Annotated in this window: 23 protein-coding genes; 11 read left to right on the top strand and 12 right to left on the bottom strand. The window is 69.5% G+C overall.

What is annotated here, in order from left to right:
* Positions 1-12: 12 nt before the first annotated feature.
* From AruCF_RS06905 to bktB, 7 genes are all read right to left on the bottom strand, one after another.
* Positions 13-987 carry a Bug family tripartite tricarboxylate transporter substrate binding protein gene (locus AruCF_RS06905; RefSeq protein WP_049072725.1) on the bottom strand — a complete coding sequence of 325 codons (975 nt, stop codon included), beginning with the start codon at positions 985-987 and terminating at the stop codon, positions 13-15.
* 161 nt (positions 988-1,148) lie between these two features.
* Positions 1,149-2,690 (bottom strand): malonate--CoA ligase, encoded by a 1,542-nt coding sequence (locus AruCF_RS06900; protein WP_049072723.1) that lies wholly within the window; start codon positions 2,688-2,690, stop codon positions 1,149-1,151.
* A gap of 5 nt (positions 2,691-2,695) precedes the next feature.
* Positions 2,696-3,487: an enoyl-CoA hydratase/isomerase family protein gene (locus AruCF_RS06895; RefSeq protein WP_049072722.1), complete on the bottom strand. Its 792-nt coding sequence runs from the start codon at positions 3,485-3,487 to the stop codon at positions 2,696-2,698.
* 47 nt (positions 3,488-3,534) lie between these two features.
* Positions 3,535-4,848 (bottom strand): malonyl-CoA decarboxylase domain-containing protein, encoded by a 1,314-nt coding sequence (locus tag AruCF_RS06890; protein WP_049072720.1) that lies wholly within the window; start codon positions 4,846-4,848, stop codon positions 3,535-3,537.
* Positions 4,799-5,548 (bottom strand): GntR family transcriptional regulator, encoded by a 750-nt coding sequence (locus AruCF_RS06885; RefSeq protein WP_049072719.1) that lies wholly within the window; start codon positions 5,546-5,548, stop codon positions 4,799-4,801. Before AruCF_RS06885 ends, AruCF_RS06890 begins: the two co-directional genes overlap by 50 nt.
* Before the next feature lie 111 nt (positions 5,549-5,659).
* On the bottom strand, positions 5,660-6,430 hold the full coding sequence (locus tag AruCF_RS06880; protein WP_049072718.1) for a class I SAM-dependent methyltransferase: 771 nt from the start codon (positions 6,428-6,430) through the stop codon (positions 5,660-5,662).
* A 140-nt stretch (positions 6,431-6,570) separates the two neighbouring features.
* A complete protein-coding gene (gene bktB / locus AruCF_RS06875) occupies positions 6,571-7,752 on the bottom strand; it encodes a beta-ketothiolase BktB (RefSeq protein WP_049072717.1) in 1,182 nt (393 codons plus the stop codon).
* A gap of 170 nt (positions 7,753-7,922) precedes the next feature.
* On the opposite strand from bktB, the gene AruCF_RS06870 reads away from it, so the two are divergent.
* Together AruCF_RS06870 and AruCF_RS06865 are read left to right on the top strand one after the other, a co-directional pair.
* A complete protein-coding gene (locus tag AruCF_RS06870) occupies positions 7,923-9,074 on the top strand; it encodes an acyl-CoA dehydrogenase family protein (protein WP_049072716.1) in 1,152 nt (383 codons plus the stop codon).
* Positions 9,075-9,083: 9 nt separating this feature from the next.
* Positions 9,084-10,097 (top strand): acyl-CoA dehydrogenase family protein, encoded by a 1,014-nt coding sequence (locus AruCF_RS06865; protein ID WP_049072715.1) that lies wholly within the window; start codon positions 9,084-9,086, stop codon positions 10,095-10,097.
* Between the two features lie 11 nt (positions 10,098-10,108).
* On the opposite strand, the gene AruCF_RS06860 is transcribed toward AruCF_RS06865, so the two are convergent.
* A complete protein-coding gene (locus AruCF_RS06860) occupies positions 10,109-11,005 on the bottom strand; it encodes a LysR family transcriptional regulator (RefSeq protein ID WP_235432755.1) in 897 nt (298 codons plus the stop codon).
* A gap of 71 nt (positions 11,006-11,076) precedes the next feature.
* Between AruCF_RS06860 and AruCF_RS06855 the strand changes: the two genes are divergently transcribed.
* The 9 genes from AruCF_RS06855 to AruCF_RS06815 all read left to right on the top strand — a co-directional run bounded on the left by AruCF_RS06855 (position 11,077) and on the right by AruCF_RS06815 (position 21,285).
* Positions 11,077-12,321 (top strand): CaiB/BaiF CoA transferase family protein, encoded by a 1,245-nt coding sequence (locus AruCF_RS06855; RefSeq protein WP_049072713.1) that lies wholly within the window; start codon positions 11,077-11,079, stop codon positions 12,319-12,321.
* A complete protein-coding gene (locus AruCF_RS06850; RefSeq protein ID WP_049072712.1) occupies positions 12,318-12,791 on the top strand; it encodes a MaoC family dehydratase in 474 nt (157 codons plus the stop codon). Before AruCF_RS06855 ends, AruCF_RS06850 begins: the two co-directional genes overlap by 4 nt.
* Before the next feature lie 87 nt (positions 12,792-12,878).
* The gene (locus tag AruCF_RS06845; RefSeq protein ID WP_049072711.1) at positions 12,879-13,844 is read left to right on the top strand and encodes a Bug family tripartite tricarboxylate transporter substrate binding protein; all 966 of its coding nucleotides are present in this window, start codon (positions 12,879-12,881) and stop codon (positions 13,842-13,844) included.
* Positions 13,845-14,104: 260 nt separating this feature from the next.
* Positions 14,105-15,484: a carbohydrate porin gene (locus AruCF_RS06840; RefSeq protein WP_100504572.1), complete on the top strand. Its 1,380-nt coding sequence runs from the start codon at positions 14,105-14,107 to the stop codon at positions 15,482-15,484.
* Positions 15,485-15,510: 26 nt separating this feature from the next.
* Positions 15,511-16,527 (top strand): D-xylose ABC transporter substrate-binding protein, encoded by a 1,017-nt coding sequence (gene xylF, locus AruCF_RS06835; RefSeq protein WP_049072708.1) that lies wholly within the window; start codon positions 15,511-15,513, stop codon positions 16,525-16,527.
* A 14-nt stretch (positions 16,528-16,541) separates the two neighbouring features.
* A complete protein-coding gene (locus AruCF_RS06830; protein WP_049072707.1) occupies positions 16,542-18,089 on the top strand; it encodes a xylose ABC transporter ATP-binding protein in 1,548 nt (515 codons plus the stop codon).
* 5 nt (positions 18,090-18,094) lie between these two features.
* Positions 18,095-19,282, top strand: coding sequence for a sugar ABC transporter permease (locus AruCF_RS06825; RefSeq protein WP_049072706.1), 1,188 nt, complete (start codon positions 18,095-18,097; stop codon positions 19,280-19,282).
* Positions 19,275-20,357 carry a lactonase family protein gene (locus tag AruCF_RS06820; protein WP_049072705.1) on the top strand — a complete coding sequence of 361 codons (1,083 nt, stop codon included), beginning with the start codon at positions 19,275-19,277 and terminating at the stop codon, positions 20,355-20,357. Before AruCF_RS06825 ends, AruCF_RS06820 begins: the two co-directional genes overlap by 8 nt.
* Before the next feature lie 16 nt (positions 20,358-20,373).
* Positions 20,374-21,285 (top strand): NAD-dependent epimerase/dehydratase family protein, encoded by a 912-nt coding sequence (locus tag AruCF_RS06815; RefSeq protein ID WP_049072704.1) that lies wholly within the window; start codon positions 20,374-20,376, stop codon positions 21,283-21,285.
* 13 nt (positions 21,286-21,298) lie between these two features.
* On the opposite strand, the gene AruCF_RS06810 is transcribed toward AruCF_RS06815, so the two are convergent.
* The 4 genes from AruCF_RS06810 to AruCF_RS06795 all read right to left on the bottom strand — a co-directional run bounded on the left by AruCF_RS06810 (position 21,299) and on the right by AruCF_RS06795 (position 24,993).
* The gene (locus AruCF_RS06810) at positions 21,299-22,318 is read right to left on the bottom strand and encodes a LacI family DNA-binding transcriptional regulator (RefSeq protein ID WP_049072703.1); all 1,020 of its coding nucleotides are present in this window, start codon (positions 22,316-22,318) and stop codon (positions 21,299-21,301) included.
* A 9-nt stretch (positions 22,319-22,327) separates the two neighbouring features.
* On the bottom strand, positions 22,328-22,702 hold the full coding sequence (locus AruCF_RS06805) for a tautomerase family protein (protein WP_049072702.1): 375 nt from the start codon (positions 22,700-22,702) through the stop codon (positions 22,328-22,330).
* A 144-nt stretch (positions 22,703-22,846) separates the two neighbouring features.
* On the bottom strand, positions 22,847-24,139 hold the full coding sequence (locus AruCF_RS06800) for a quaternary amine ABC transporter ATP-binding protein (protein ID WP_049072701.1): 1,293 nt from the start codon (positions 24,137-24,139) through the stop codon (positions 22,847-22,849).
* Positions 24,136-24,993 carry an ABC transporter permease gene (locus AruCF_RS06795; RefSeq protein ID WP_049072699.1) on the bottom strand — a complete coding sequence of 286 codons (858 nt, stop codon included), beginning with the start codon at positions 24,991-24,993 and terminating at the stop codon, positions 24,136-24,138. Before AruCF_RS06795 ends, AruCF_RS06800 begins: the two co-directional genes overlap by 4 nt.
* Positions 24,994-25,057: the final 64 nt, after the last annotated feature.

Genomic DNA, 25,057 nt, shown 5'->3' with positions numbered 1-25,057 from the left:
ACGCCGCGGGCGTCAATCCAGCTTGACGCCCGAGTCCGACACCACCTTGGCCCAGCGCGACACCTCGCTGTCGACGAACTTGCCGAAGGCCGGCCCGGTAAGGGTCGGAATGGCGGTGCCGTTGCTCTCCCAGGTCTCCTTGATCTTCGGCGTGTTCAGGGCCTTGGTGATTTCCGCCGTCATGCGGTCCACCGCCTCCTGCGGCGTGCCCGCGGGCGCCCAGATCGCGTACCAGGTCGACACCACGTAGTTCGGCACCCCGGCCTCGGCCGCGGTCGGCACGTCCGGCAGCGACGGCGAGCGCTTGTCGGCGGCCACCGCCAGCGGCTTGATCGCGCCCGAGCGGATATGGCCCGATGACGAACCCAGGCCGTCGAACGCCAGGTCCACCTGCCCGCCGATCAGCGCGGTCAGCATCGGCCCGGCGCCCTGGTACGGCACGTCGACCAGCTTGATGCCGGTCTGCATGGCGAACAGTTCGCCGGCCAGGTGGTGGGTACTGCCCTTGCCGGCCGTGCCGAAGTTGATGTCGCCGGGATGCTGCTTGGCGTAGGCAATGAATTCCTGCAGCGTCTTGACGGGCAGCTTGGTGGCATTGATGACCACCACCTGCGGCGGCTGCGCCACCAGCGCCACCGGCACGAAGTCCTTCTGGATGTTGTAGTTCAGGCTCTTGTACAGCGACGGCGCCAGCGCATGGTGCGCGCCCCCCATGAAGAAGGTGTAGCCGTCCGGCCGCGCCTTGGCGGCCACGCCCGCGCCGACGGTGCCGCCGGCGCCGCCCTTGTTGTCGATCACTACCGACTGGCCCAGTTGCATCGTCAACTGCTGGGCCAGGGGCCGGGCGAAGGTATCGGTGCCGCCCCCGGCGGGAAAGGGCACGATGAGCGTGATGGGCCGTTCCGGCCAGGACGCGGCGCTGGCGGTGCCGGCGAAACCGGCGGCCAGCGTGGCCAGCAGGGTCGCGGCGAACATGCGGTATTTCATATTGTCTCCTCTTGCTGCAGCGTGGGACGGCGCGTTTCCCGCGTCTCGTCTCTTGTGTTCTTGGGTTGGGATGCTGCCTGGTTCGGGAATCGTTCTGGAAAGGGGGCGGGCTCCTTGGAAAAAAATGGCCGGTCCGCGTGGACCGGCCTGGCATGACGACGCTACAGCGCCTGATAGGTTTCGCGCAGCACGTTCTTCTGCACCTTGCCCATGGTGTTGCGCGGCAGCTGGTCAACGATGTGCACGCGCTTGGGCACCTTGAAGTTGGCGATGCGCGCCTTCAGCTCGGCCTGCATCGCGGCGGCGTCCAGCGTGGCGCCGTCCTTGGGCACCACCACCGCCACCACCGCTTCGCCGAAATCGGCATGCGGCACGCCGATGACGGCCGACTCGGCCACGCCCGGCATGTCGTCGATCAGCGTCTCGATCTCTTTCGGATAGACGTTGAAGCCACCGGAGATGATCAGGTCCTTGCTGCGGCCGACGATCGACAGATAGTCGGCAGGCACGTCGCGGCCGGCGGATTCGCCGCCCCAGCGGCCCACGTCGCCGGTCTTGAACCAGCCGTCCTGCGTGAATTCCTCGCGCGTCTTTTCCGGCATGCGCCAGTAGCCCGAGAACACGTTGGGTCCGCGCACCTGCACGTTGCCGATCTCGCCCGGCGCCAGCGCGATGCCGGCATCGTCCACCACCCGCACCTGCACGCCCGGCAACGCCCGGCCCACGGTGCCGGCCAGGCGTACGCCATCGGCCGCGTCATACGGATTGGAGGTCAGCATGACGGTCTCGCTCATGCCGTAGCGTTCCAGGATGGCGTGGCCGCTGCGCTCGCGGAAATCGTTGAAGGTCTCGGACAGCAGCGGCGCCGAGCCCGAGATGAACAGGCGCATGTTGGCGCACACGTCGCGATTGAAGCGCTTGTCGGCCAGCAGCCGCACGTAGTAGGTCGGCACGCCCATCATTACCGTGCTCTGCGGCAGGTAGCGCAGCGCCTGGTCGGCGTCCAGCTTGGGCAGCCAGATCATCTTCGCCCCCGCCAGCAGCGCGCCGTGCGAGGCCACGAACAGGCCGTGCACATGGAAGATCGGCAGCATGTGCAGCAGCACGTCGTCCGAGCGCCAGCCCCAGTACTTGTGCAGCACCTGCGCGTTGGACGCCAGGTTGCCATGCGACAGCATCGCCCCCTTGCTGCGGCCGGTGGTGCCGGACGTGTAGAGGATGGCGGCCAGGTCGTCCGGCTTGCGCTTGACGGTCCTGAAGGTCTGCGACAGGCCGCCGGCGGCTTCCAGCAGCGTGCCGGTGCGGTCTTCGTCGAGCGTGTACACATGCGCGCAGCCGGCCTTGTCGGCGGCGCGCTGGACCCAGTCGCGGTTCTTGCTGGCGCAGACCACCACGGCCGGCTCGGCGTTGCCCAGGAAATACTCGATTTCAGCTTCGCGATAGGCGGTATTCAGCGGCAGGTACACCAGGCCGGCGCGCAGCGTGGCCAGGTACAGCAACAGGGCTTCGGGCGATTTCTCGACCTGCACCGCGACCCGCGCGCCCTCGGGCAGCTTGAGCGAGGCCAGCAGGTTGGCCAGGCAGGCCGTGGCGCGGTCGATGTCGTCCCAGGTGTAGGCCAGCTCGGGGGTTTCGAGCGCGACCTGTTTGCGATCGGCGGGGAATCCGCCCTCCAGCACAGCGTATAGATTGGCGTTGCTCACCGTTTTCAGTCTCCGGAAAAGTGGGGGTCTACGCCGGCCAGGAAGGCGCGCACGCCCTCCTTGTGGTCCCGGCTGTCGGCGTAGGAGAAATAATCCTGGTATTCGGCTTCGGTCAAGGCGCCGCCCTGCGCCAGGCGCGCCGACAGGCGCTTGTTGATGCGGGCGGCCAGCGGCGCGCCCTGGCAGATGCGTTCGGCGCTGCGCCGGGCCTGCGCGGCCACCTCGGCATCGGCCACGATGCGCGTCAGCAATCCCAGGTCGCGCGCCTCGGCGGCGCCGAACACGCGGCCTTCGAGCAGGATGGCCAGCGTCGCGGCGCGGCCGGCCAATGCCAGCAGGCCGCGCATCTCGTCGGGCGCCATGGGAAAGCCCAGCCGGTTGATCGGCACGCCAAAGCGCGCCGATTCGCCGGCGATGCGCAGGTCGCACTGGCAGGCGATCTCCAGCCCGCCGCCGACGCACACGCCTTCGATCTGCGCCACCACCGGCTGCGGGCATTGCGCCACGGCCATCAATGCGGGCGCCAGTATCTCGCGGTGGTAGCGCTGCACGCCCGCGGCGTCGGCGCGCTCGGCCGGAAACTCGCGGATGTCCGCGCCCGCGGCGAAATTGCCGCCCTCGCCGCGCACGATCACGCAGCGCAGCGCGTCGTCGGCGGCGATGCGCGTGAAGACGTCGCGCAGTTCGCGCCACATGCCCACGGTGATGGCGTTCAGGCGCCCCGGGTGCGACAGCGTCACCCAGGCCAGTTGCCCGTCGCGTTGCAGCAGCACACGGCCTGCCGTGTTGTCCGTCATGTCCCCTCGCTGGTTATCGCTTTTTTCTTTTGACGACGCGCCGCCGCTCAGGCCGCGCGTCCCACGCCGCGGCTCACTTGCGGCTTGCCTTCATGCAGGCGCGCCAGGTTGCCGTCCAGTTCATCCAGGTCGTACAGGTAATTGACCATCAGGCCGCAGGACTGCTTGAGTCCCTTGGCCGACGTATCCGCCGCCCAGTTCAGGCGCTCGATGCGCGCGCCGTTGCCCAGGTGGAAGCGCGCCACCGCGTCCAGCGGCAAGCCGTTCTTCATCGCCTGCAGGTAGTGCGCGGCCAGGCGGAACGCGGCGCGCTTGACCACGTCGGACGTCTTCCTGCCCTGTGCCGCGCGCGTCAGCCGCGCCACCCAGCGCCGGCCGTCGGGCACGCCGGCACGCTGGCGCGCCTGGGCGCGCGACTTATCCTCGCGCAGGACCGCCTCGACCGCGTCGGCGTCGAGCTTGCCGAGCCAGTCGGCGAAGCCGGGAATCGGCGACAGCGTGGCGAACGACTTGAGCTTGGGCAGTTCCTCCAGCAATTGCTCGACCACGCGCTTGAGCAGGAAATTGCCGAAACTGATGCCCTTCAGGCCCGGCTGGGTGTTGGAAATGGAATAGAAGATCGCCCAGCGCGCCTTGTCCAGGTCCTGCCGTGGCGCGGCGCTGTCCAGCAGCGCCTGCACGTTGTCGGCCATGCTGCCGGCAAAGGCCACTTCGACGAAGATCAGGGGCACGTCGGGCAACTGCGGATGGAAATAGGCGTAGCAGCGGCGATCCGGCGCCACGCGGTGGCGCAGGTCGTCCCACGACTGGATCTCGTGCACGGCCTCGTAGATGATCAGTTTTTCCAGCAGCGAGGCGGGCGAGTCCCAGGTCAGCGGCCGCAGTTCCAGCAGGCCGACGTCGAACCAGGCCGACAGCAGGCCTTCGAGATCCTTGTCCAGCGCCTGGATGCCGGCGACCTGCTTGCGCCAGCGCAGCATGTCGGCGCGCAGCTCGACCAGGAAGCGCAAGCCCATCGGTTGCGCGTTGAAGCGCTTGAACAGGCGCGCGCCCTCGGCGGCATCTCCCGCGAAGGTGCCGCGCACCTGCGCCAGGGCGGCCAGCATCAGGCGCCGGTCCTTGCCGTCGGCGGCGCTATAGCGCTCGCACCAGCGCCGCGCCAGCTTGTTGGCGGCCACGTCGGTCAGGCGCGCCTCGAACAGCCGCCGCACTTCGGATTCACTGGGCAGGCGGCCGCGTTCCCACAACCGGCCCAGGCGGGTGATCAGGCTTTCGCCGGCCTCGGCGGCGTCCGTGTCGACCGGTTCGGCATCAGGCGTGCGTGCGCCGCGCGCGGGCGCGAGATTGGCGGGTGCGTTCATGGGCGGTTTCCTCGGCTGCGGGAAGATCGGAAAGCGGTGGCGCGTCGTCGGCGGCGGCCAATGCGCGCAGCACCTCGAGCTGGCGCATCAGGTGATGACGCGCCAGCGCCTCGGCGCGTTCGGGCTCGCGGGCCCGGAGGGCCTCGAAGATGGCCAGGTGCTCGGCACAGGACTCCTGGATGCGGCCGGGCCAGGCCAGGCTGCGGTGGCGCGACAGGCTCAGCACCTTGCGCAGGTTGCCCACCATGTCGACCAGCCACTGGTTACCGGCCAGCGCCTGCACCGCTTCGTGGATCAGGTAATTGGTCTGGTAATAGGCGTCGATGCGGCCGGCGGCGGCATGGCCGGCCAGCGCCTCGTGCAACGGCGCCAGCGCCGCCAACTGCGCGTCCGACGCCTTGCACGCGGCTTCATGGGCGCAGCGGCCTTCCAGCATGGCCATCAACGGAAAGATGTCTTCCAGGTCCTGCACCGACAATTCATTGACGAAGCAGCCGCGGCGCGGCTCCAGCCGCACCAGGCCCTCGGTGGCCAGCACCTTCAACGCCTCGCGCAGCGGCGTGCGCGAGATGCCCAGTTCACCCGCCAGGCGCAGTTCGTCGATCCACTCGCCGTTGCGCAGCGCGCGCGCGTGGATCATGCCGCGCAGGCGATCCGCGACTTCCAGGTACAGGGCTTGCCGGACGATGGGTGAGGTCATGGGCAGACGGCCTGACGGCGCCGTAATTCATAATTATGAATAAGGCCATCATATCTCCGGTCTGTGGAAGCGGACCAGTCCGATGTTGTAAGGACTTGCCCTAACCCGTCCCTAAAAATGCAGAACGCCGTCGACCGCGTGACGGGTCAGCGCACGCGCCCAGCGGCGCGCCGGCAGGCCATACTGGGATTCGACCACCTCGGCCCGCGCCAGCAGCTCGGCCGGCGTGACCGCCAGGCGCGGACCGGAAAACGCCAGCACGATCTGGTTGCCGGCGTCGATCTCGGGCAGCAGCACAATGCGGTCGTCGAAGGCCTTGGCCAGATTGTCGATGTTCTTGCCGAAACTTTCGTGACGGCCGAACAGGTTCACCGCCACCACCCCGACCTCTCCCAGCACGCGGCGGCAATCACGGTAGAACTTGACGCTGTCGCGCACCGGCCCCTGCGCCGAGGCGTCATACAGGTCGACCATCAGCACGGGACAGCGGCCGGCGTTGAGCGGATCCGCGGCCCATTCGGCGGCGTCGGCGTGCTCGACCCGCAGGCGGTTCTCGCCCGGCAGGCGGAAGAACATGTGGCAGGCGGCCGTGACGCGCGGGTTCCATTCCACCGCCAGCAGCGGCGCGCGCGTCTGCCTGGCGCAGAAGCGCGCCAGCGAGCCGGCGCCCAGGCCGAACATGCCGATGGCCTCGTCCTTGGGCGGTTCCAGGAACAGCAGCCAGGCCATCATCTGGCTGGTGTATTCCAGCACCAGCTCCGCCGGGTTCTTGATGCGCATGGCGCCCTGGACCCATTCGGTGTTGAAGTGCAGATAACGCACGCCGTCCAATTCCGACAGGGTCGGCTGGTCGAGTTCGGAGGGGAATTTGGATTTGTACATGGGCGCGATTGTAGGCCCGGCGCGCACAGCCGTCGGCGCCACGCCGCCATGCGACCGGAATGCGGGCCGGCGCGGGCGGACCGTCGCGGCCCGCCCCGGGATACCGATGCGCGGTCAACGCCGCACCGGCGAAGCGTCGCTCAGATGCGCTCGAAGATCGCCGCGATGCCCTGGCCGCCGCCGATGCACATGGTCACCAGCGCGTAGCGGCCTTGCACGCGCTGCAATTCGTGCAGCGCCTTGACCGTGATGATGGCGCCGGTGGCGCCAATCGGGTGGCCCAGGCCGATGCCGCTGCCGTTGGGGTTGACCTTGGCCGGGTCCAGCTTCAGTTCGCGGGTCACGGCGCACGCCTGCGCGGCGAAGGCCTCGTTGGCCTCGATCACGTCCAGCTGGTCCACGGTCAGGCCGGCGCGCTTGAGCGCGGCCTGCGTGGCCGGCACCGGGCCGATGCCCATGATGGTCGGGTCGACGCCGGCGTGCGCGTAGGCCACCAGGCGCGCCAGCGGCTTGACGCCGCGCTTGGCCGCCACCGAGGCGTTCATCAGCACCAGCGCGCCGGCGCCGTCGTTCAGCCCCGAGGCATTGCCGGCGGTGACGGTGCCGTTTTCCTTCTGGAACACCGGCTTGAGCGCGGCCAGGCTGTCGGCCGTGACGTCACGACGCACGTGCTCGTCGGTGTCGAACACCACTTCGCCCTTGCGCGTCTTCTGCACGATCGGCACGATCTGGTCGCGGAAGTAGCCGGCCTCGATGGCGTTGGCGGCGCGACGATGCGATTCGGCGGCCAGCGCGTCCTGGTCCTGACGGCTGATGCCGAACTGGGCGGCGACGTTCTCGGCGGTCACGCCCATGTGCATGCGGCCGAACGGATCGGACAGCGCGCCGGTCATCATGTCCTGCATGATGCTGTCGCCCATGCGCGCGCCCCAGCGCTGCGCCGGCGCGATGTAGGGCGCGCGGCTCATGCTCTCGGCGCCCGCGCCGATGGCGATGTCGGCATCGCCCAGCAGGATGGTCTGCGCCGCCGACACGATGGCCTGCAGGCCCGAACCGCACAGGCGGTTGACGTTGAAGGCGGGGGTTTCCTTGGCGATGCCCGCGTTCATGGCGGCCACGCGCGACAGGTACATGTCGCGCGGTTCGGTGTTGATGACGTGGCCGACGGCGACATGGCCCACTTCGTCGCCCTTGACGGCGGCGCGTTCCAGCGCGGCCTTGATGACGGCGGCGCCCAGATCGCAGGGCGGCACGTCCTTCAGCGCGCCGCCGAAATCGCCGATGGCGGTGCGGACGGCGGATGCGACGATGACTTCGTTCATGATGTGTTTCCTCCTGGTGATCCTTTCATCATACTCGCGCCGCCGCGCGCTCCCGGTCCGATATCGGATCCTTATCGGCAGGCAAGAATTTACTATTGGACAGCCCGCGCGCGGCTCGCGGATAGTGGCCAGCGGCGCGCCGCCCCGGCGCCCGCCAGACCGGACCCGCCATGATCGAAACGCTGGAACTGACCGCCATCCCCCCGCAGGACGAGGCGCTGCGCGCCGACGTACGCGCCTTCCTGGCCGACGCGCTGGACGGGCTGGAACCCGATGAACGCGCCCGCTCCTGGATGGGTTACGACGCCGGTTTCAGCCGCCAGTTGGCCGAACGCGGCTGGCTCGGCCTGACGCTGCCGCGCGAATACGGCGGCGCCGGGCGCGGCCATTTCGCGCGCTTCGTGCTGTCCGAGGAATTGCTGGGTGCGGGCGCACCGGTGTCGGCGCACTGGATCGCCGACCGCCAGAGCGCGCCGCTGATCCTCAAGCTCGGCACGCCGGCGCAGAAGGCCTTCTACCTGCCGCGCATCTGCCGCGCCGAGGCCTTCTTCTGCATCGGCATGAGCGAGCCCGGCTCGGGCTCCGACCTGGCCAGCATCCGCACCCGCGCCGAGCCCGTGGCGGGCGGCTGGCGCCTGAACGGCAGCAAGGTCTGGACCACCAATGCGCACCGCTCGCACTACATGATCGCGCTGGCGCGCACCTCGGGCACGCCGGAGGACCGTCACCAGGGCCTGTCGCAGCTCATCGTCGACCTGTCGCTGCCGGGCGTGTCCATCCGGCCGATCAAGGATCTGGCCGGCGACGCGCATTTCTCCGAAGTGTTCTTCGACAACGTCGAGCTGGCGCCGGACGCGCTCATCGGCCAGGAGGGCGCGGGCTGGGCCCAGGTCAACGCCGAGCTGGCGTTCGAGCGCAGCGGGCCGGAACGCCTGTATTCCTCCATCTCGCTGTTGCAGTGCTGGCTGGCGCACGGCCGCGCCGGCGGCGGGCTGGACGCCGCCGACCAGGCCCTGCTGGGCGCCCTCCTGGCGCAGATGGCGGTACTGCGCGCCCTGTCGCTGGCGGTCGCCGGCAAGCTGGCGGCGGGCCAGAGTCCGGCCATCGAGGCGGCCCTGGTGAAGGACCTGGGCACGGAACTGGAGCAGGACATCCCGCGCCTGATCGCCGACGCGCTGGGCCGCCGGCCCGAGCGGCCGCCCCCCTTGCCGCTGCTGCGCACGCTGGCCTACCTGGAACAGGTGGCCCCGACTTTCTCGCTGCGCGGTGGCACCCGCGAAATCCTGCGCGGCATCATCGCGCGCGGCCTCGGCCTTCGATAGGAACCCATCATGGAATCGATGCTTGGCGATGCCGCCAACCGCCTGTTCGCGCAGACCTGCACCCCCGACGTGATCCGCCAGGCCGAACAGAGCCAGCCGCCGGCGCAAGCCTGGCAGGCCTGCGAAGACGCCGGATTCGCCGACGCGCTGGTGCCGGAATCCCGAGGCGGCGCCGGGCTGGCGCTGGCCGACGCGCTGCCGCTGGCCACCGCCGCCGGCCGCCACCTGTGCCCCTACCCCATCGTCGATACGCTGCTGGCGCGCGCCTGGCTGGCACACGCCGGTCATGCGCCCGCCCCCGGCGCGATCGCGCTGGCGCCGCATGGTTGGCAGGCATCCGGGCGCCAGGCAGCGGGCGCCAACGTGCCCTGGATCCGCGGCGCCGACGCGGTGCTGGCGCGCATCGGCGAACAGACCTGGCTGCTTCCGGTCCGCGCCGCAACCATTGAATCCAGCGGCGTGCACGGCAGCCTGGACGCGCCGGCGCGCTGGTCGCTGGAGGACGGCGAGCGCATCGACGCCGGCGCCGGCCTGCCGGCCCTGGACGAACTGGCGGCCACCGCCTGCGCCGGCCTGATCGCCGGCGCCATGGACCGGGTGCTGGCCATGACACTGGACCATGCCAACCAGCGCCAGCAATTCGGCAAGCCGATTGGCCGTTTCCAGGCCGTGCAGCAACAGATCAGCGTCATGGCCGAACAGGTCTGGGCCGCGCGCATGGCGGCGCAACTGGCCTTCCAGGGCCGCGACGGCCTGCCACGGCCCTTGCTCGCCGCGCTCGGCAAGGCCCGCGCCAGCCTGGCGGTGGCGCGCGTGGCCGACATCGCCCATGCGGTGCACGGCGCCATCGGCATCACCGAGGAATACGACCTGCAGCTGTACACGCGCCGGCTGCGCGAATGGCGGCTGGCGGCCGGCTCGGAATCGCACTGGCACGCGCGCATCGGCGCGCATGCGCTGGCCGACGGCGGCGACGCGGTGTCCTACCTGCGCACCGCGCTGTTCGATCGCGAGACCGCCTGAGGCGGCGCCGCTCAGTCCATTTGCGCCAGCATGCTGTCGCGCAGGCGCAGCACCGAGGCACAGGACGTATCGCGGTGCGTCACCAGCGACAGCGACAACGCGGCGCGCGCCTCGGCATCGGCCAGCGGCACGAATGCCACCAGCGGCGTGCTGTAGGCGCGCGTCACGCCCGGCACCAGCGCCAGCCCCATGCCGCTGGCCACCAGGCTGACCAGCGTCTGCACCTGGATCGCTTCCTGGCTGATGCGCGGCGAAAAGCCGGCCTTGCGGCACAGCGCCTGCGCCACGCCGTGCAGGCCCGGCACCTTGGCCGGCGAATACATCACGAAACGCTCGCCGCGGGCGCGGGACAGTTCGACCGGCGCGGCGCCGGCCAGCGGATGCCCCGCGGGCACCGCCAGGATCAGGTCGTCGTGCTCGACCACCCAGGAATCCAGCGCCGGATCCTCCGCCAGCGGACCGCGCACCAGGCCGGCATCGATATCGTTGGCGCGCAGCATCGCCGCCAGGCCCACGGTGCTGTCCTCGCGCAGCTCCAATTGCACGTCCGGATACTGCGCGCGGAAGGCCGGCAGGCAGCGCGGCAGCAGCGTGTAGGTGGCCGAGCCGACGAAACCCAGCCGCAGCGTGCCCCACTCGCCCAGCGCCACGCGGCGCGCGGCCTGGCGCGCCTGCTCGGTATGGAACAGCGCGCGGCGGGCGTCGGCCATCAGCGCCTCGCCGGCCGGCGTCAGCGTCACGCCCTTGGCGCCGCGCGCCAGCAGCGGCACGCCGACCGCGTGCTCCAGTTTCTGGATCGACACCGACAGCGCGGGCTGCGCGATATGCAGCGCGTCGGCGGCGCGGCGATAGCTGCCCAGTTCGGCGATGGTGACGAACTGGCGCAGTTGCCGTAGATCGATAGCCATAACGGATTCCATATCAAGCAATACCGAAGCCATATTAGACGGGTATCAACCGCGCCGATAGGATTCCCGCCATGAGCTCCGCTACCCTCCCCCAAGCCGCCGCCCTGGGCGGCCTGCGCGTGCTGGACCTGACGTCCGTGGTGTTCGGTCCCTACGCCTCGCAGATCCTGGCCGACTACGGCGCCGACGTCGTCAAGATCGAGGCGCCCGCCGGCGACTCCACCCGCAACACCGGCCCGGCCCAGGAACCCGGCCTGGCCGCCATCTTCCTGGGCCTGAACCGCAACAAGCGCAGCGTGGTGCTGGACCTGAAACAGGCCGCCGCGCGCCAGGCGCTGCTGACGCTGGTGGACGGCGCCGACGTACTGATGCACAGCATGCGGCCGGCCAAGATGGCCGCGCTGGGCCTGGATCCCGCAACGCTCTGCACCCGTAACCCGCGCCTGGTGTATGCCGGCCTGTATGGCTTCGGCGCCGGCGGCGCCTACGACGGCAGGCCGGCCTACGACGACATCATCCAGGGCCTGTCGGGCTTTGCCGACCTGGCCGACCGCCAGACCGGGACGCCGCGCTACCTGCCGACGGTCGCGGCCGACAAGACCTGCGGACTGATCGCCGCGCACGCCATCCTGGCCGCGCTGTTCCAGCGCGAACGCACCGGCCAGGGCCAGCAACTCGAAGTGCCGATGTTCGAAAGCATGGCCTCGTACGTGCTGATCGAGCACTACTACGGCCGGCACCTGGCGGACACGCCCGGCGAGGCTGGCTACCCCCGGGTGCTGACGCCGTGGCGGCGGCCCTGCCGCACCGCCGACGGCCACGTCTGCCTGATGCCATACACCGATGCCCACTGGCGCAGCTTTTTCGAGGCCGCCGACCGCCCCGACCTGGCCGCGGACCCGCGCTTTGCCGACATCGCCGCGCGCACCCGCCACATCGAAACGCTCTACGAGCTGCAGGCCGGCATCGTCGCGGCGCATGACACCGCCTATTGGCTGGCGCTGTGCGAAAGGCTGGAGATCCCGGCAGCCCGCGTCAACCGCCTGCAGGACCTGGAGACCGATCCGCACCTGCGCAGCGTGGACTTCTTCCAGCCCCTGCAAAGCGTCGCCGGCAGCCGGTATCGCTTCCCGCGCAACCCCGTGCGGCTGCAGCGTTCGCAGGTGCCGCCCGCGATGCCGCCGCGCCTGGGGGAACACACCCGCGAGGTGCTGGCGCAAGCCGGCCTGGGTGGCGCCGCCATCGACGCGTTGCTGCAAACCGGCGCCGCCCGGCAAGCCGACGCCCCTTCCGCTTCCACCAAGGACTCCGCATGACCCAAGACCGCTCCGCCCCCACCCCGCTCGGCCAGGGCTATTACTGGCAGGACCTCGCCGTCGGCCAGCGCTTTCGCACCTTCCGCCGCACGGTCACCGAAACCGACATCGTCAACTTCATCAGCGCCACCGGCATGCTGGAGACGATCTTCATCGATGCCGCCTATGCGCATGGCGCGATCCAGGGCCGTCCCGCGCCGGGCGCGCTGACGTACGGCCTGATCGAGGGCCTGATCATGCAGGGCATGGTGCAGGGCACCGGCCTGGCGCTGCTGGAAGTGCACAAGAAAATGCTGGCGCCAGTGGTGGCCGGCGACACCATCTGGGCCGACATCGAAGTCACCGGCGTGCGCCCGACCTCGGCGCACAACCGCGCCGTGGTCACCTCCGCCATCGAGGTTTTCAACCAGCACGGCAAACCCGTGATGGCCTACACCGCGACGCGCATGCTGGCCGGCCGGCCGGACTGACGCGGCGCGCGGCGGACAAGCGTCCCATCCAGAGGACGCTGCCGCCACGGGGCTTCGGTCCCGCCCACCAAAGCAAGGAGACAAACCATGAAACGCGCATTGCTCGCGGCCGGCGTGGCCGCGCTGACATTCATCGGCGCCCCCACCGCCCGGGCCGCCTGGCCCGAACGCCCCATCACGATGGTGGTGCCCTTCCCGCCGGGCGGCCCCACCGACCTGGTGGCGCGGGTACTGGCCAAGCAACTGACCGACCAGTTGGGCCAGACCGTGGTGGTGGAAAACAAGGGCGGCGCCAATGGCAACATCGGCATGCAGTATGCGGCCGCCGCCAAGCCCGATGGCTACACCGTGCTCTACAACACCTCGTCGATCGCGCTCAGCCCCAACCTGTACCGCGCACTGGCGTTCGACCCGGTCAGGGACTTCGCGCCAGTGTCGTCCACGGCGGTGATCCCGCTGGTGCTGCTGGTGCATCCCTCGGTGCCGGCGCGGGACGCGCGCGGCTTCGTCGACTACGCGCGTCAGCATCCGGGCAAGCTGTCGTACGGTTCGGCCGGCGCCGGCAATGTCACGCACCTGGGCGCGCTGTTGCTGTTGCGTTCGTTGGACATCGACGCGGTGCACGTGCCCTATCGCGGCAGCGCGCCGGCCATGACCGATCTGGTCGGCGGCCAGGTGCAGCTCATGACCAACACGCTGAACGACTCGCTGGGTTTCATCCGCGAAGGCAAGCTGCGCGCCCTGGCGGTCACCAGCCGCGAACGCAGCGCGCAATTGCCCGATGTGCCCACGGTGGCGGAGACCGTGGCGCCGGGCTTCGAAATGGGCGCCTGGCAAGGCGTGGTGGTCCCCGCCGGCACGCCGCAACCGGTGATTCAGAAGCTCAATGCCGAGATCCGCCGCGCCCTGCAATCGGACGAGATGCAGAAACAGCTCAAGGCGCAGGGCGCCCAGGCCCTGGGCTCGACCCCGCAGGCGTACGGCGCCTACATCCAGAGCGAGATCCAGCGCTGGGGCGCGGTGATCAAGGAAGCGGGCGTCAAGCTCGACTAGGCGCGGGCGTGCAGGGCGCGCCGCCGCGCGCCAACGCCCGCTTTTCCCCGGCCGCCGCCCTGGCGCGGCGGTCCGGCATCGACCTCTCCAGACGGCAAAAACGCGCTTGCAAAAATGGGATTGCCCCCGGGCAATCCCTAGTCCCAGCCACAATTGACAGCGCTGTCATTTTTGCAGACACTAGCTTCGCCGGTACCCGCCGGCCCACAAAAAGCAAGCCGCAACGGCCTCAGGCACGGGCGGCGTCAGGAGACAAAGACATGGCAACACCTCCCTGCTTCACGGCAGCGGCAGGCACCGGCGTGCACCTCCGGCCTCCGCGCTTCCCATTTCACTCGTCGCGGCCATCGCGCCTGCTGTCCTGCCTGCTGGGAGCCAGCCTGCTGTCGGTCGCGGCCTCGGCCCAGGCCTACGACCTGCAGACCAGCCCCTACCTCTTCGGCGACTGGGGCGGCCTGCGCACCCGCCTGGCCGAACGTGGCGTCACCCTGAACCTGGGCTACACCGGCGAAGCCGCGCACAATTTCAGCGGCGGCCAGGACAAGCTGACCCGCTACACCGACCAATGGGTGTTCGGCGCCACCATGGACCTGGACAAGCTGCTCGGCTGGCACGGCGGCACCTTCCAGATGACCATCACCGACCGCAACGGCCGCAACCTGGGCGCCGACGCCGGCATCGGCAACAACATGCTGATCCAGGAGGTCTACGGCCGCGGCCAGACCTGGCACATGACGCAGTTCTGGCTCAATCAATCGTTCCTGGACGACCGGGTGCAATGGAAGATCGGCCGGCTCACCGTCGGCGAGGATTTCGCCAGCTTCTCGTGCGACTTCCAGAACCTGACCTTCTGCGGCGCGCAGCCCGGCAACCTGGTCGGCAGCTACTGGGTCAACTGGCCCACCAGCCAATGGGCCACCCGCCTGAAGGTCAGCACGTCCGAACGGACCTACGTGCAGGCCGGCGTCTACCAGGTCAACCCCAACTACGTCGACGACGGCTACGCGCGCCGCCACGGCCTGTCGCTGGACAATCCCAACGGCACCACCGGCGCCCTGATCCCGGTCGAAGTCGGCTGGCTGCCGGCCTGGAACGGCCTGCCCGGTTCGTACAAGTTCGGCGCCTGGTACAACACCTCGAACGGCAAGGACCTGTACCAGGACGTCAACCACGCCCCGCGCGGCGAAACCGGCCTGGCGCCGCGCGAGCGCAACGGCCAGTACGGGATCTACATCAACTTCGAGCAACAGGTCAGCGGCACCGCCGGCGGCCGCGGCGCTTCGGTGTTCCTGAACGTCTCGCAGGCCGATCGCGACACGGCGGCGCAGGACCACCAGATCGCGCTCGGGCTGCAATACAAGGGACCGTTCGCCCAGGCCCGCGACGTCATCGGCGTGGCCGTCGGCGCCACCCACAACAATGGCCGCTACGCCGACTACGTGCGCCAGCAGGACCAGCGCCTGGGCACCAGCACCAAGGTTGGAGACGGCTACGAATACGTGGCCGAGGCGTATTACAGCTGGTCACCGATCCCCTCCATTTACCTGCGCCCCAATCTGCAGTACATCAGGCATCCTGGGGGCACCAGCGCCAACCACGACGCCTTCATCGTAGGCCTGAAGACCGGCATCACATTCTGAGCGCATCGCGCCACAAGGAGACTGACATGACCCCAATCCTGCGCCGCCTGCTGGCCTGCGCGCTGGCGTTGCCCGCCGCGCTGTTCGCCGCCCACGCCGCCCATGCCAGCAAGGAGGCTCCGGTGATCGGCTTTTCCATCGACGACCTGCGGGTCGAGCGCTGGACCCGCGATCGCAATTATTTCGTCGAGGCCGCCACCGCGCTGGGCGCCAAGGTCAACGTGCAATCGGCCAACGCCAGCGAATCGCGCCAGATCGCCCAGGTCGAAAACCTGATCGCCGAGGGCGTGGACGCGCTGGTGATCGTGCCGTTCAATTCCAAGGTGCTGGGCAGCGCCATCGCCAAGGCCCAACGCAACGGCATCAAGGTCATCGCCTACGACCGCCTCATCCTGGGCGCGCCGCTGGATGGCTACGTGTCGTTCGACAACGTCAAGGTCGGTGAAATGCAGGCCCAGGGCATGGTCGATGCCGTGCCCAAGGGCCGCTACTACCTGCTGGGCGGCGCCGCCACCGACAACAACTCGCGCATGTTCCGCGAAGGCCAGATGAACGTGCTCAAGCCGCTGGTCGCCAAGGGCGATATCACCATCGTGGGCGAGCAGTGGACGCCCGAATGGGACCCGTCCAAGGCGCAGAGCATCATCGAGAACGCGCTGAACGCGAACAACAACGACATCCAGGCCATCGTCGCCTCCAACGACGGCACCGCCGGCGGCGCCATCCAGGCCCTGGCCAGCCAGAAGCTGGCGGGCAAGGTGGCGGTATCGGGCCAGGACGCCGACCTGGCGGGTGTGCGCCGCGTCGCCGCCGGCACGCAGACCATGACGGTGTACAAGCCGATCAAGGCCATCGCCGAAGCGGCCGCGCACATGGCGGTCGACCTGGTGCAAGGCAAGACGCCCGCCTTCAACGCCAAGCTCGACAACGGCAAGGGCGAGGTCAATTCCCTGCTGATCAAGCCCACGCTGGTGACGCGCGACAATCTGGACATCCTGGTCAAGGACGGCTTCTATACGGCTGACCAGATCGCGGGCAAATAGCCGGGAGACGCGTCATGGACCAGCGACAGCCGCTGTTTGAAATGCGTGACATCGTCAAGGAATTCTCGGGCGTGCGCGCGCTCTCGGGCATCAGCCTGGGCGTGCGGCCCGGCGAATGCCTGGGTCTGTGCGGCGAGAACGGCGCCGGCAAATCGACCCTGATGAAAGTGTTGTCCGGCGTCTATCCCCATGGCAGCTACGGCGGCCGGATACTTTGGGAGGGCCGCGAACTGCGCGCCCGCTCGACCCGCGACAGCGAACGCGCCGGCATCGTCATCCTGCACCAGGAACTGATGCTGGTGCAGCAACTCAGCGTCACCGAGAACATCTTCCTGGGCAACGAACTGCGGCTGCCGGGCGGCCGCATGGACTACCCCGCCATGCACCGGCGCGCCGCCGAGCTGCTGGCGCGCCTGAAGCTCACCGACGTCAACGTCGCCGCGCCCGTCATGAACTACGGCAACGGCCACCAGCAACTGTTCGAGATCGCCAAGGCGCTCGCCAAAGAGGCCCGGCTGCTGATTTTCGACGAGCCGACCTCCTCGCTCAGCGCCAAGGAGATCGACGTGCTGCTGTCCATCATCGACGACCTCAAGCGCGCCGGCGTGGCCTGCATCTACATCTCGCACAAGCTCGACGAGGTCAAGCGCGTCTGCGACACCATCACGGTGATCCGCGACGGCCAGCACATCGCCACCCGCGCGGCGGACACGCTGGACGAAGACGGCATCATCGGCCTGATGGTCGGCCGCGCGCTCGAATCGCGCTTTCCGCGCACCGAACGCCAACCCGGCGCGGTCATGCTGGAAGCGCGCGGCGTGACCTGCTGGGACGTGACCAACCCGCGGCGCAAGCGCGTCGACGACGCCTCCCTGCAGGTGCGCGCCGGCGAGATCCTCGGCATCGCCGGACTGGTGGGCGCGGGCCGCACCGAATTCGTGTCGGCGATCTACGGCGCCTACGCCGGCCGCGGCGCCGCCCAGGTGTGGGTGGCGGGCCAGCCGGCCCGCATCGCCTCCCCCGCCGACGCCATTGCGCTCGGCCTGTGCCTCGTGCCCGAGGACCGCAAGCGCCACGGCATCGTGCCGCTGATGAGCGTGGCCGAGAACATCACGCTGGCCAGCCTGGCCGACCACGCTCGCGCCGCGCGGGTGGACGGCGATTCCGAGCTGGCGACCGTCGAACGCGAGATCGCCCGCCTGCGCATCAAGACCGCCAGCCCGGGCCTGCCGGTGGCCAGCCTGTCCGGCGGCAACCAGCAGAAAGTCGTGCTGGCCAAGATGGCGCTGAAGCACCCCAAGGTGCTGATCCTGGACGAACCGACGCGCGGCGTGGACATCGGCGCCAAGTACGACATCTACAAGATGATCTTCGACCTGGCCGATCGCGGCGTGGCCATCATCATGGTGTCGTCGGAACTGCCCGAGATCCTCGGCATGAGCGATCGCGTGCTGGTCATGAACGCCGGCCGCATCACGGGCGACTTCCCGATCCAGGGCCTGACGCAGGAACGCGTGCTGGCCGCCGCCCTCCAATCCGAACCGTCGCGGCACGCCGCCTGAACGCCATGACCCAGATGCTCGCTTCCTCATCCTCCGAACCCCGGCCGCGCGGCGGCCATCCGCCGCTGCGGCAACTGTTCGCGCGCCACAAGCTGCTGGCCATGCTGCTTGCGCTCGGCCTGATCTGGCTGTTCTTCTGGCACCAGACCCACGGCAGCTTCCTGCGTCCCAACAGCATTTCCAACCTGCTGCTGCAGATGTCGGTCACCGGCATGCTGGCCTGCGGCATGGTGCTGGTCATCATCGCCGGCGAGATCGACCTCTCGGTGGGCTCGCTGCTCGGCCTGCTGGGCGGCCTGGTCGCCATCCTGACCGTCAACCTCGGCTGGAACACCTGGCTGTCGGTGGCCGTGGTGCTGGCGGCCGGCGCGGGGCTAGGGCTGGTCAACGGCTGCCTGACCACGCGGCTGCGGGTGCCGTCCTTCATCGTCGGCCTGGGCGGCATGCTGGCCTATCGCGGCCTGCTGCAATTGAGCACCGACAGCGTCACCATCGCCCCCGTGCCCGACGATCTGGGCGCCATCGCCCAGGCCTTCGTGCCGCCCGCGTTGTCGTGGGCCATCGCCACCTTGATCATCGCGCTGGCCTGCGGCCTGACGCTGGCGCGGCGCCGCCGCCATCGCCGGCTGGGGCTGGAGGTGGCGCCGCGCTGGATCGACGGCCTGAAGATCGGCGCCATCGCCGCCGCGGCCGCCGGCTTCGTGCTGGTGCTGAACCAGGCCCATGGCGTGCCGCTGCCGGTGCTGATCCTGCTGGCGCTGCTGGGGGTGTTCTCGTGGATCACCACCCAGACCGTGTTCGGCCGTCACGTCTACGCGGTCGGCGGCAACGTCGAAGCCAGCCGCCTGTCCGGCGTCAACGTCAAGCGCGTCAAGCTGATGGTGTTCATGCTGATGGGGCTGATGTGCGCCTTCGCCGGCATCGTCACCACGGCGCGCTCGGCGGCCGGTTCGCCGTCGGCCGGCGTGGGCGGCGAACTCGACGCCATCGCCGCCTGCTTCATCGGCGGCACCTCCATGCGCGGCGGCTCCGGCACCGTCTACGGCGCGCTGATCGGCGCATTGGTCATGGCCAGCCTGGACAACGGCATGCAGCAGATGAATGTCGACACCTCCTGGCAGATGATCGTCAAGGGCGCCGTGCTGGTGCTGGCAGTGTGGATCGACGTGGCGACGAGGTCCGAACGTGCATAGCCCGCCCCTATTCGACGCGCCCGGCAGCTGCGTGCTCGCCGTCGGCACCTATACCGAGATCCTGCCTCACGTGCAGGGACGCGGCCGCGGCATCCAGCTGCTGGCGTTCGACGGCGCGACCGCTTCGTTCCACGAACGGCAGGTGCTGACCGGCCCGGTCAACCCGTCATACCTGTGCGCGGCCGCGGGGCGGCTCTACAGCGTCAGCGAGCGGGAACAGGACGCGGTCCTGGAAATCTTCGCCATCGAGGACGGGGCCGCCGCGCTGCGCGCCGTCGGCCGCGTCGCGGTGCCCGGCGCCGCGCCCTGCCACGTCAGCGTCAACCTGCCCGCGCGGCAGCTATACGTGTCGAACTACGGCTCGGGCGAGCTGCTGTGCTTCGCGCTGGACGCCGACGGCCTGCCGCTGGGCGCGCCGCAGGTGATCGCGCGCCGCGGCGCCGGCCCGCGCGCGGACCGCCAGGAAGGGCCGCACGTGCACTATGCCGCCGCCACCGGCGACGGCGCCTGGGTCTACCTGTGCGACCTGGGCACGGACACCATCGCCCGCCACCAGGTACGGCCCGATGGCCTGGCCCCCGCGCCGGCGCGGGAACTGCGCGCGCGGCCCGGCGCCGGGCCGCGCCACCTGGTCCTCACGGCCGATGGCACGCTGGCGGCGGTGGCCGAGGAACTCTCGAATACCGTGGCCGTGTATGCGCTTGACGAGCCGGCGGGAGAACGCGCCCGCGCCAGCACCCTGCCGCGCGACTGGCGCGGCGCCAACACCGCCTCCGCCATCCGCCTGCATCCCAATGGCGAACTGCTCTATGCCGCCAATCGTGGCCACGACAGCATCGCGGTCTACCGCCTGCGCCACGCCGCTCCCTGGCTCGATCCCGTCGGTTTCATCGAGGTCGGCGGCCGCGCCCCGCGCGACATCGCGCTCACTCCCGACGGCGCGTTCCTGCTGGCCGCGTCCCAGGACGACCACTTCATCCGCGCGTGGCGCATCGACCCGGCCACGGGCCTGGCGCACGCGCAGGGCGAGCCCTATCCCCTGGCCTCGCCCGCCTGCCTTTGCCCCTTGCCTTGAACCGGAAGCTTTCACCGTGACCTCTCCCCTGCCCCCCGCCCGCATTGTCGTCACCGGCGCCACCGGCCAGCTCGGCCGCAAGGCGCTCGCCATCCTGGCGCGCCAGCCCTGGTGCGAGCACCTGATCGGCATCGACCTGCAGGCGGACGATACCGTCTTCAGTCCGGAAGTGCGCGAACGCCTGACGCTGGTCGCCGCCGACCTGGAGCGCCCCGCCCCCGCCTGGACCCGCCATTTCGAGGGCGTCGATGCCGTGCTGCACCTGGCGGCCCGGCACTCCACCCCCGACGCCAGCTGGGAAGAAGCGCTGGGTTCGTACAACATGACACTCAACGTCCTGACCACGGCCGCCACGCATGGCGCGCGACGATTGGTGTTCGCGTCCTCCAACCACGCCATGGGCGGCTACAAGGACCCGCCACTGGCCGCCGCCATGGGCCCGGGCAAGCTGACCGCCAGCACCGAACCGGCCCCCGGCACGCGCTGGTTCGATGGCGAGCGCGAGGTGCATTCGCTGGCCTACGGCACCTCGAAGGTCATGGGCGAACGCCTGTGCCGCGCCTATGCCGCCGTCACGCAAGGCCGGCTATCCACCGTGATCGCGCGCATCGGCTGGATCCTGCCGGACGACAACGACCCGCGCGACATGACTTACTCCGGCGTGGCCCACCGGCGGGCGCCCGAACCGGATGCGCACGACGAACCGGCGCGCCGCGCGCTGGCGTGGTTCCACGACATGTGGTTATCCAACGGGGATTTCGAACGCCTGCTGGTCGCCTCGCTGACGGCGGACGCGGCCGGCTGGCCCGGCGCCAGCGTGACGGTCAACGGGGTGTCCGCCAACCGGGGCAGCGCCTGGGACGTGACGGAGGGGCGCGCCAGTCTCGGCTACGACCCGCGCGACGACGTGCGCCGCCATCTGGGATAGCGGCCGGGGAGGTTCAGGCCGGCGCGCGGGTCGAATCGCGCAGCACGATCTCGTACCCCAGGGTCCGGACCCTCGCCTGCGGCTCGCGCGAAGCCAACTGCTCGACCGCCGCGTAGGCCATGTCGCGGATCGGCTGGCGCAGGGTGGTCAGCTTGGGCCAGGTCTGGCGCGACAGCGGCGTGTCGTCGTAGCCCGCCACCGACAGCTCCTGCGGCACCTTGATGCCGCGCGCGTGCGCCGCGTACAGCACGCCGGCCGCCATGTCGTCGTTGGCCGCGAAGATCGCGCTGGGGCGGTCGGCGCGATCGAGCAACCGTTCGCCGCAACGCACGCCGGAATCGAAGGAGTGCAGTCCCTGCTCCACCAGGTCCGCGTCATACGCCAGGCTGCGCTCGGCCAGCGCGTCGCGATAGCCCTGCAAGCGGCCGCCGACGGCGCCATGGTCGGGATGCCCGGCCACGAAGCCGATGCGGCGGTGACCCAGGTCCAGCAGGTAGCGCGTCATGTCGCGCGCCGCCGAACGGTCATCGGTGCTGACTTCCAGCCCCCTGGCGCTGGGCGAACTGGGCGCCAGCCGCACGAACGGCACGTCGCTCCGGTCGAGCGCGTCGATCAGGGCGCGCACGTCCGACAACGGCGGCGTCAGCACCAGGCCGGCACAGGCGTGCTGGCGCGCCGACTGTTCGATCTGCGCGGCCAGGTCGGGCGCGCGGTAGTCGCAGGGGTGCAGCAGCAGGCTGTAGAAATAGCGCTTGCAGGCGTCGAGCGCGCCTTGCTGGATGTTGATCAGGTAGTTGTCGCTGGGATTGTCGTAGACCAGCATGATCAGGTCCGAGCGCTTGCTGGCCAGGCGGCGGGCGGAAGGGTTGGGCTGGTATTTCAGCAGCGCGATCGCCGCCATCACCTTGGCGCGGGTCTTCTCGCTGGTGTTGGGCTCGTTGTTCAACACGCGCGAAACGGTCTTGATGGACACGCCCGCCTCGGCCGCCACGTCGTCGACGGTGACGGAACCCTTTTCCTTGCCGGTCGCCATGCTCCGGTCTCAGCGGCCGGCGGCCTTGGCGCTCAGGCCGTTGGCCACGCCCATGTCGGTCTTGGGCACGTCGCGGATCAACACCCGGACGTCTTCACCCGAAATGCCGATGCTGGCGCACACGGCCTGGTTCAGCGCCGCGATCAGCGCCGATTTCTTGGCCTCGTCACGCCCCTCGATCAGGGCCGCGTCGACGCGCGCCATGGGCTTGCCGATCTGGCCGGCCACGATCACGTGTTCGGCGGGGATTTCCTGCAACACGATGCGCACGCTGGACAGCGGTGCGGCGATGCTCTCGACCACCGCCTGCGATGCCGCCTTCAGCAGCGCGGTCTTCTGGGCGGCCGAATGGCCCTGCATGATCTGGACATTCAAGATGGGCATGACGGGTTCCGATATTCCGAATAGTGTCGAACCGGCGATCATTGCCGGCCAGCCATCATATCCGGACTGGCCCCGGGCGCAAGCCTGCCGCCCGGGAACCGGGCCGCGGCGACGGGTCGCCCCGCCGCCGCGCGGCTTGCGCCGTCAGGCTGCCTCGCCCCGTTGCGCGGGCTGCGGCTGGCCTTGCAGCTCGGCCTCGGCCGGGTCGCCGCCGTCGGTGGCCGGCGCGGAGTCGGAAGCCTCCGTTGCGGGCGCGGTCTCGGCCAGCACCGGCGTCACCAGCTCGACCACCTTCTTGCGCGACAACATGCCGATGAACTCATCGTTCTCACCCGTCACCGCCACCGGCTGGTCGCTGTGCACCAGCTGCGCCAGCACCTCGCCCAGGCCGGCCGTGGCCGGCACCGAGGCCAGGTCCTCGACGAAGCGCGACACGTCGCGTCCGCCCTCGCGAACCGCCTGCTCGGCCGCTTCCAGCGTCAGCACGCCGGCCAGCCGCTTGCCGTCCAGCACCGGCGCGTACTCATAGTTCAACGCGCGCATGCGATCCACCGCGTGGGCCGGACGCGACCGCATGGTCAGCGTCAGGCGCGCCGGGTTCACGGCATGGGTCGCGTTCAGCACCTTGGTGCGGTTCACGTCCTGCAGGAACGACTGCACGTAATCGTTGGCCGGGTTCAACAGGATGTCTTCCGGCGTGCCTTCCTGCACCAGTTCGCCGTCCTTCAGGATGGCGATGCGGTTGCCCAGGCGCAGCGCCTCGTCCAGGTCATGGGTGATGAAGACGATGGTCTTGTTGAGCTTGGATTGCAGCTGCAGCAACTGGTCCTGCATCTCGCGGCGGATCAGCGGATCGAGCGCCGAGAAGGCCTCGTCCATCAGCAGGATCTCGGCGTCGGTCGCCAGCGCGCGCGCCAGGCCGACGCGCTGCTGCATGCCGCCCGACAACTGGTGCGGATACTGCTGCTCGAAGCCCGACAGGCCGACCTGCTCCAGCCATTCGCGGGCGCGCTGCTCGCGCTCGGCGCGGCCCACGCCCTGCACGGCCAGGCCGTAGGCGGCGTTATCCAGCACGGTGCGGTGCGGGAACAGGCCGAAGCGCTGGAACACCATGCTCATCTTCTTCTGGCGGAAGGTCTCCAGGTCGCGCTTGTTCAGGCTGACCACGTCGACGCCGTCGACCAGGATGTGGCCCGCGCTGGGCTCGATCAGGCGGTTGAAGTGGCGGATCAGCGTCGACTTGCCGGAACCCGACAGGCCCATGATGACGTAGATGCTGCCCTCTTCGATCGACAGGCTGATGTCGCGCAGGCCCAGCGTGTGGCCGCTTTCGGCCAGCAGCGCTTCCTTGCTCATGCCGCCCTGGGCGGCTTCCAGCCATTTCTTCGGATGCGGCCCGAAAATCTTGTAGATGTTCTTGACTTCGATCTTGCTCATCGCTGGCCTCCCATGCGCATGCGCTGTCCATACGATTGCGTGATCCGGTCGAACAGCACGGCCAGCACCACGATGCCCAGGCCCGCCAGCAGGCCGCGGCCCACTTCCAGGCGATTGATCCCGAGCAGCACTTCATAGCCCAGGCCGCGCGCGCCGATCATGGAGGCGATCACCACCATCGACAGCGCCATCATCGTGGTCTGGTTGATGCCGGCCATGATGTTGGGCAAGGCCAGCGGCAACTGAACGCCGAACAACTGCTGGCGCGGATTGGCGCCGAAGGCGCGCGACGCTTCCAGCACCTCGCGGTCGACCAGGCGGATGCCCAGGTCGGTCAGGCGGATCAGCGGCGGCACGGCGTAGATCACGGTGGCGATGATGGCCGGGATCTTGCCCAGGCCGAACAGCATCACGACCGGAATCAGGTACACGAAGCTGGGCATGGTCTGCATCACGTCCAGCACCGGCAGCATGATCGAGCGCAGCCAGTTGACGCGCGCCATCAGCACGCCCAGCGGAATGCCGATGATCACCGACAGCCCCGCCGCCATGATCATCAGCGCCAGCGTCTGCATGCCGGCGTCCCACAGGCCGAGCACGCCGATCACGCACAGCAGCGCGCCCATGGCCAGGCTCAGGCCGATGCGGCGGCTGACCAGCCAGGCGATGACGATGGTCACGCCGACCACGGCCCACCAGGGCGAGCTGCGCAGCACCTGCTCCAGCCACACCAGGGCGTGCAGCACGGGCTGGGACAGCGTCTCCAGGGTGTCGGCGTAATTGGTGACCAGATGATCGACGAACCCGTCGATGGCCCCGCGCACCTGACGCGCGGGAATGATTTCAGGAAACATGTTTTTGACTCCATTTCAGCGCGTTCGCCACGCGCCGCGCCGTGCGCCAGCACGGCATCCGGCA

It is taken from the genome of Achromobacter ruhlandii, assembly GCF_002082135.1.
Lineage (GTDB): Bacteria > Pseudomonadota > Gammaproteobacteria > Burkholderiales > Burkholderiaceae_B > Achromobacter > Achromobacter ruhlandii.
Note: the sequence above shows the minus strand (reverse complement) of the source record. Positions and strands in the feature narration are given on the sequence as shown.

Coding starts and splice junctions, on each gene's coding strand:
- AruCF_RS06905 (WP_049072725.1), bottom strand. CDS start 987: ATGAAATACCGCATGTTCGCCGCGACCCTGCTGGCCACGCTGGCCGCC.
- AruCF_RS06895 (WP_049072722.1), bottom strand. CDS start 3,487: ATGACGGACAACACGGCAGGCCGTGTGCTGCTGCAACGCGACGGGCAA.
- AruCF_RS06890 (WP_049072720.1), bottom strand. CDS start 4,848: ATGAACGCACCCGCCAATCTCGCGCCCGCGCGCGGCGCACGCACGCCT.
- AruCF_RS06885 (WP_049072719.1), bottom strand. CDS start 5,548: ATGACCTCACCCATCGTCCGGCAAGCCCTGTACCTGGAAGTCGCGGAT.
- AruCF_RS06880 (WP_049072718.1), bottom strand. CDS start 6,430: ATGTACAAATCCAAATTCCCCTCCGAACTCGACCAGCCGACCCTGTCG.
- bktB (WP_049072717.1), bottom strand. CDS start 7,752: ATGAACGAAGTCATCGTCGCATCCGCCGTCCGCACCGCCATCGGCGAT.
- AruCF_RS06870 (WP_049072716.1), top strand. CDS start 7,923: ATGATCGAAACGCTGGAACTGACCGCCATCCCCCCGCAGGACGAGGCG.
- AruCF_RS06865 (WP_049072715.1), top strand. CDS start 9,084: ATGGAATCGATGCTTGGCGATGCCGCCAACCGCCTGTTCGCGCAGACC.
- AruCF_RS06860 (WP_235432755.1), bottom strand. CDS start 11,005: ATGGCTATCGATCTACGGCAACTGCGCCAGTTCGTCACCATCGCCGAA.
- AruCF_RS06855 (WP_049072713.1), top strand. CDS start 11,077: ATGAGCTCCGCTACCCTCCCCCAAGCCGCCGCCCTGGGCGGCCTGCGC.
- AruCF_RS06850 (WP_049072712.1), top strand. CDS start 12,318: ATGACCCAAGACCGCTCCGCCCCCACCCCGCTCGGCCAGGGCTATTAC.
- AruCF_RS06845 (WP_049072711.1), top strand. CDS start 12,879: ATGAAACGCGCATTGCTCGCGGCCGGCGTGGCCGCGCTGACATTCATC.
- AruCF_RS06840 (WP_100504572.1), top strand. CDS start 14,105: ATGGCAACACCTCCCTGCTTCACGGCAGCGGCAGGCACCGGCGTGCAC.
- xylF (WP_049072708.1), top strand. CDS start 15,511: ATGACCCCAATCCTGCGCCGCCTGCTGGCCTGCGCGCTGGCGTTGCCC.
- AruCF_RS06830 (WP_049072707.1), top strand. CDS start 16,542: ATGGACCAGCGACAGCCGCTGTTTGAAATGCGTGACATCGTCAAGGAA.
- AruCF_RS06825 (WP_049072706.1), top strand. CDS start 18,095: ATGACCCAGATGCTCGCTTCCTCATCCTCCGAACCCCGGCCGCGCGGC.
- AruCF_RS06810 (WP_049072703.1), bottom strand. CDS start 22,318: ATGGCGACCGGCAAGGAAAAGGGTTCCGTCACCGTCGACGACGTGGCG.
- AruCF_RS06805 (WP_049072702.1), bottom strand. CDS start 22,702: ATGCCCATCTTGAATGTCCAGATCATGCAGGGCCATTCGGCCGCCCAG.
- AruCF_RS06800 (WP_049072701.1), bottom strand. CDS start 24,139: ATGAGCAAGATCGAAGTCAAGAACATCTACAAGATTTTCGGGCCGCAT.
- AruCF_RS06795 (WP_049072699.1), bottom strand. CDS start 24,993: ATGTTTCCTGAAATCATTCCCGCGCGTCAGGTGCGCGGGGCCATCGAC.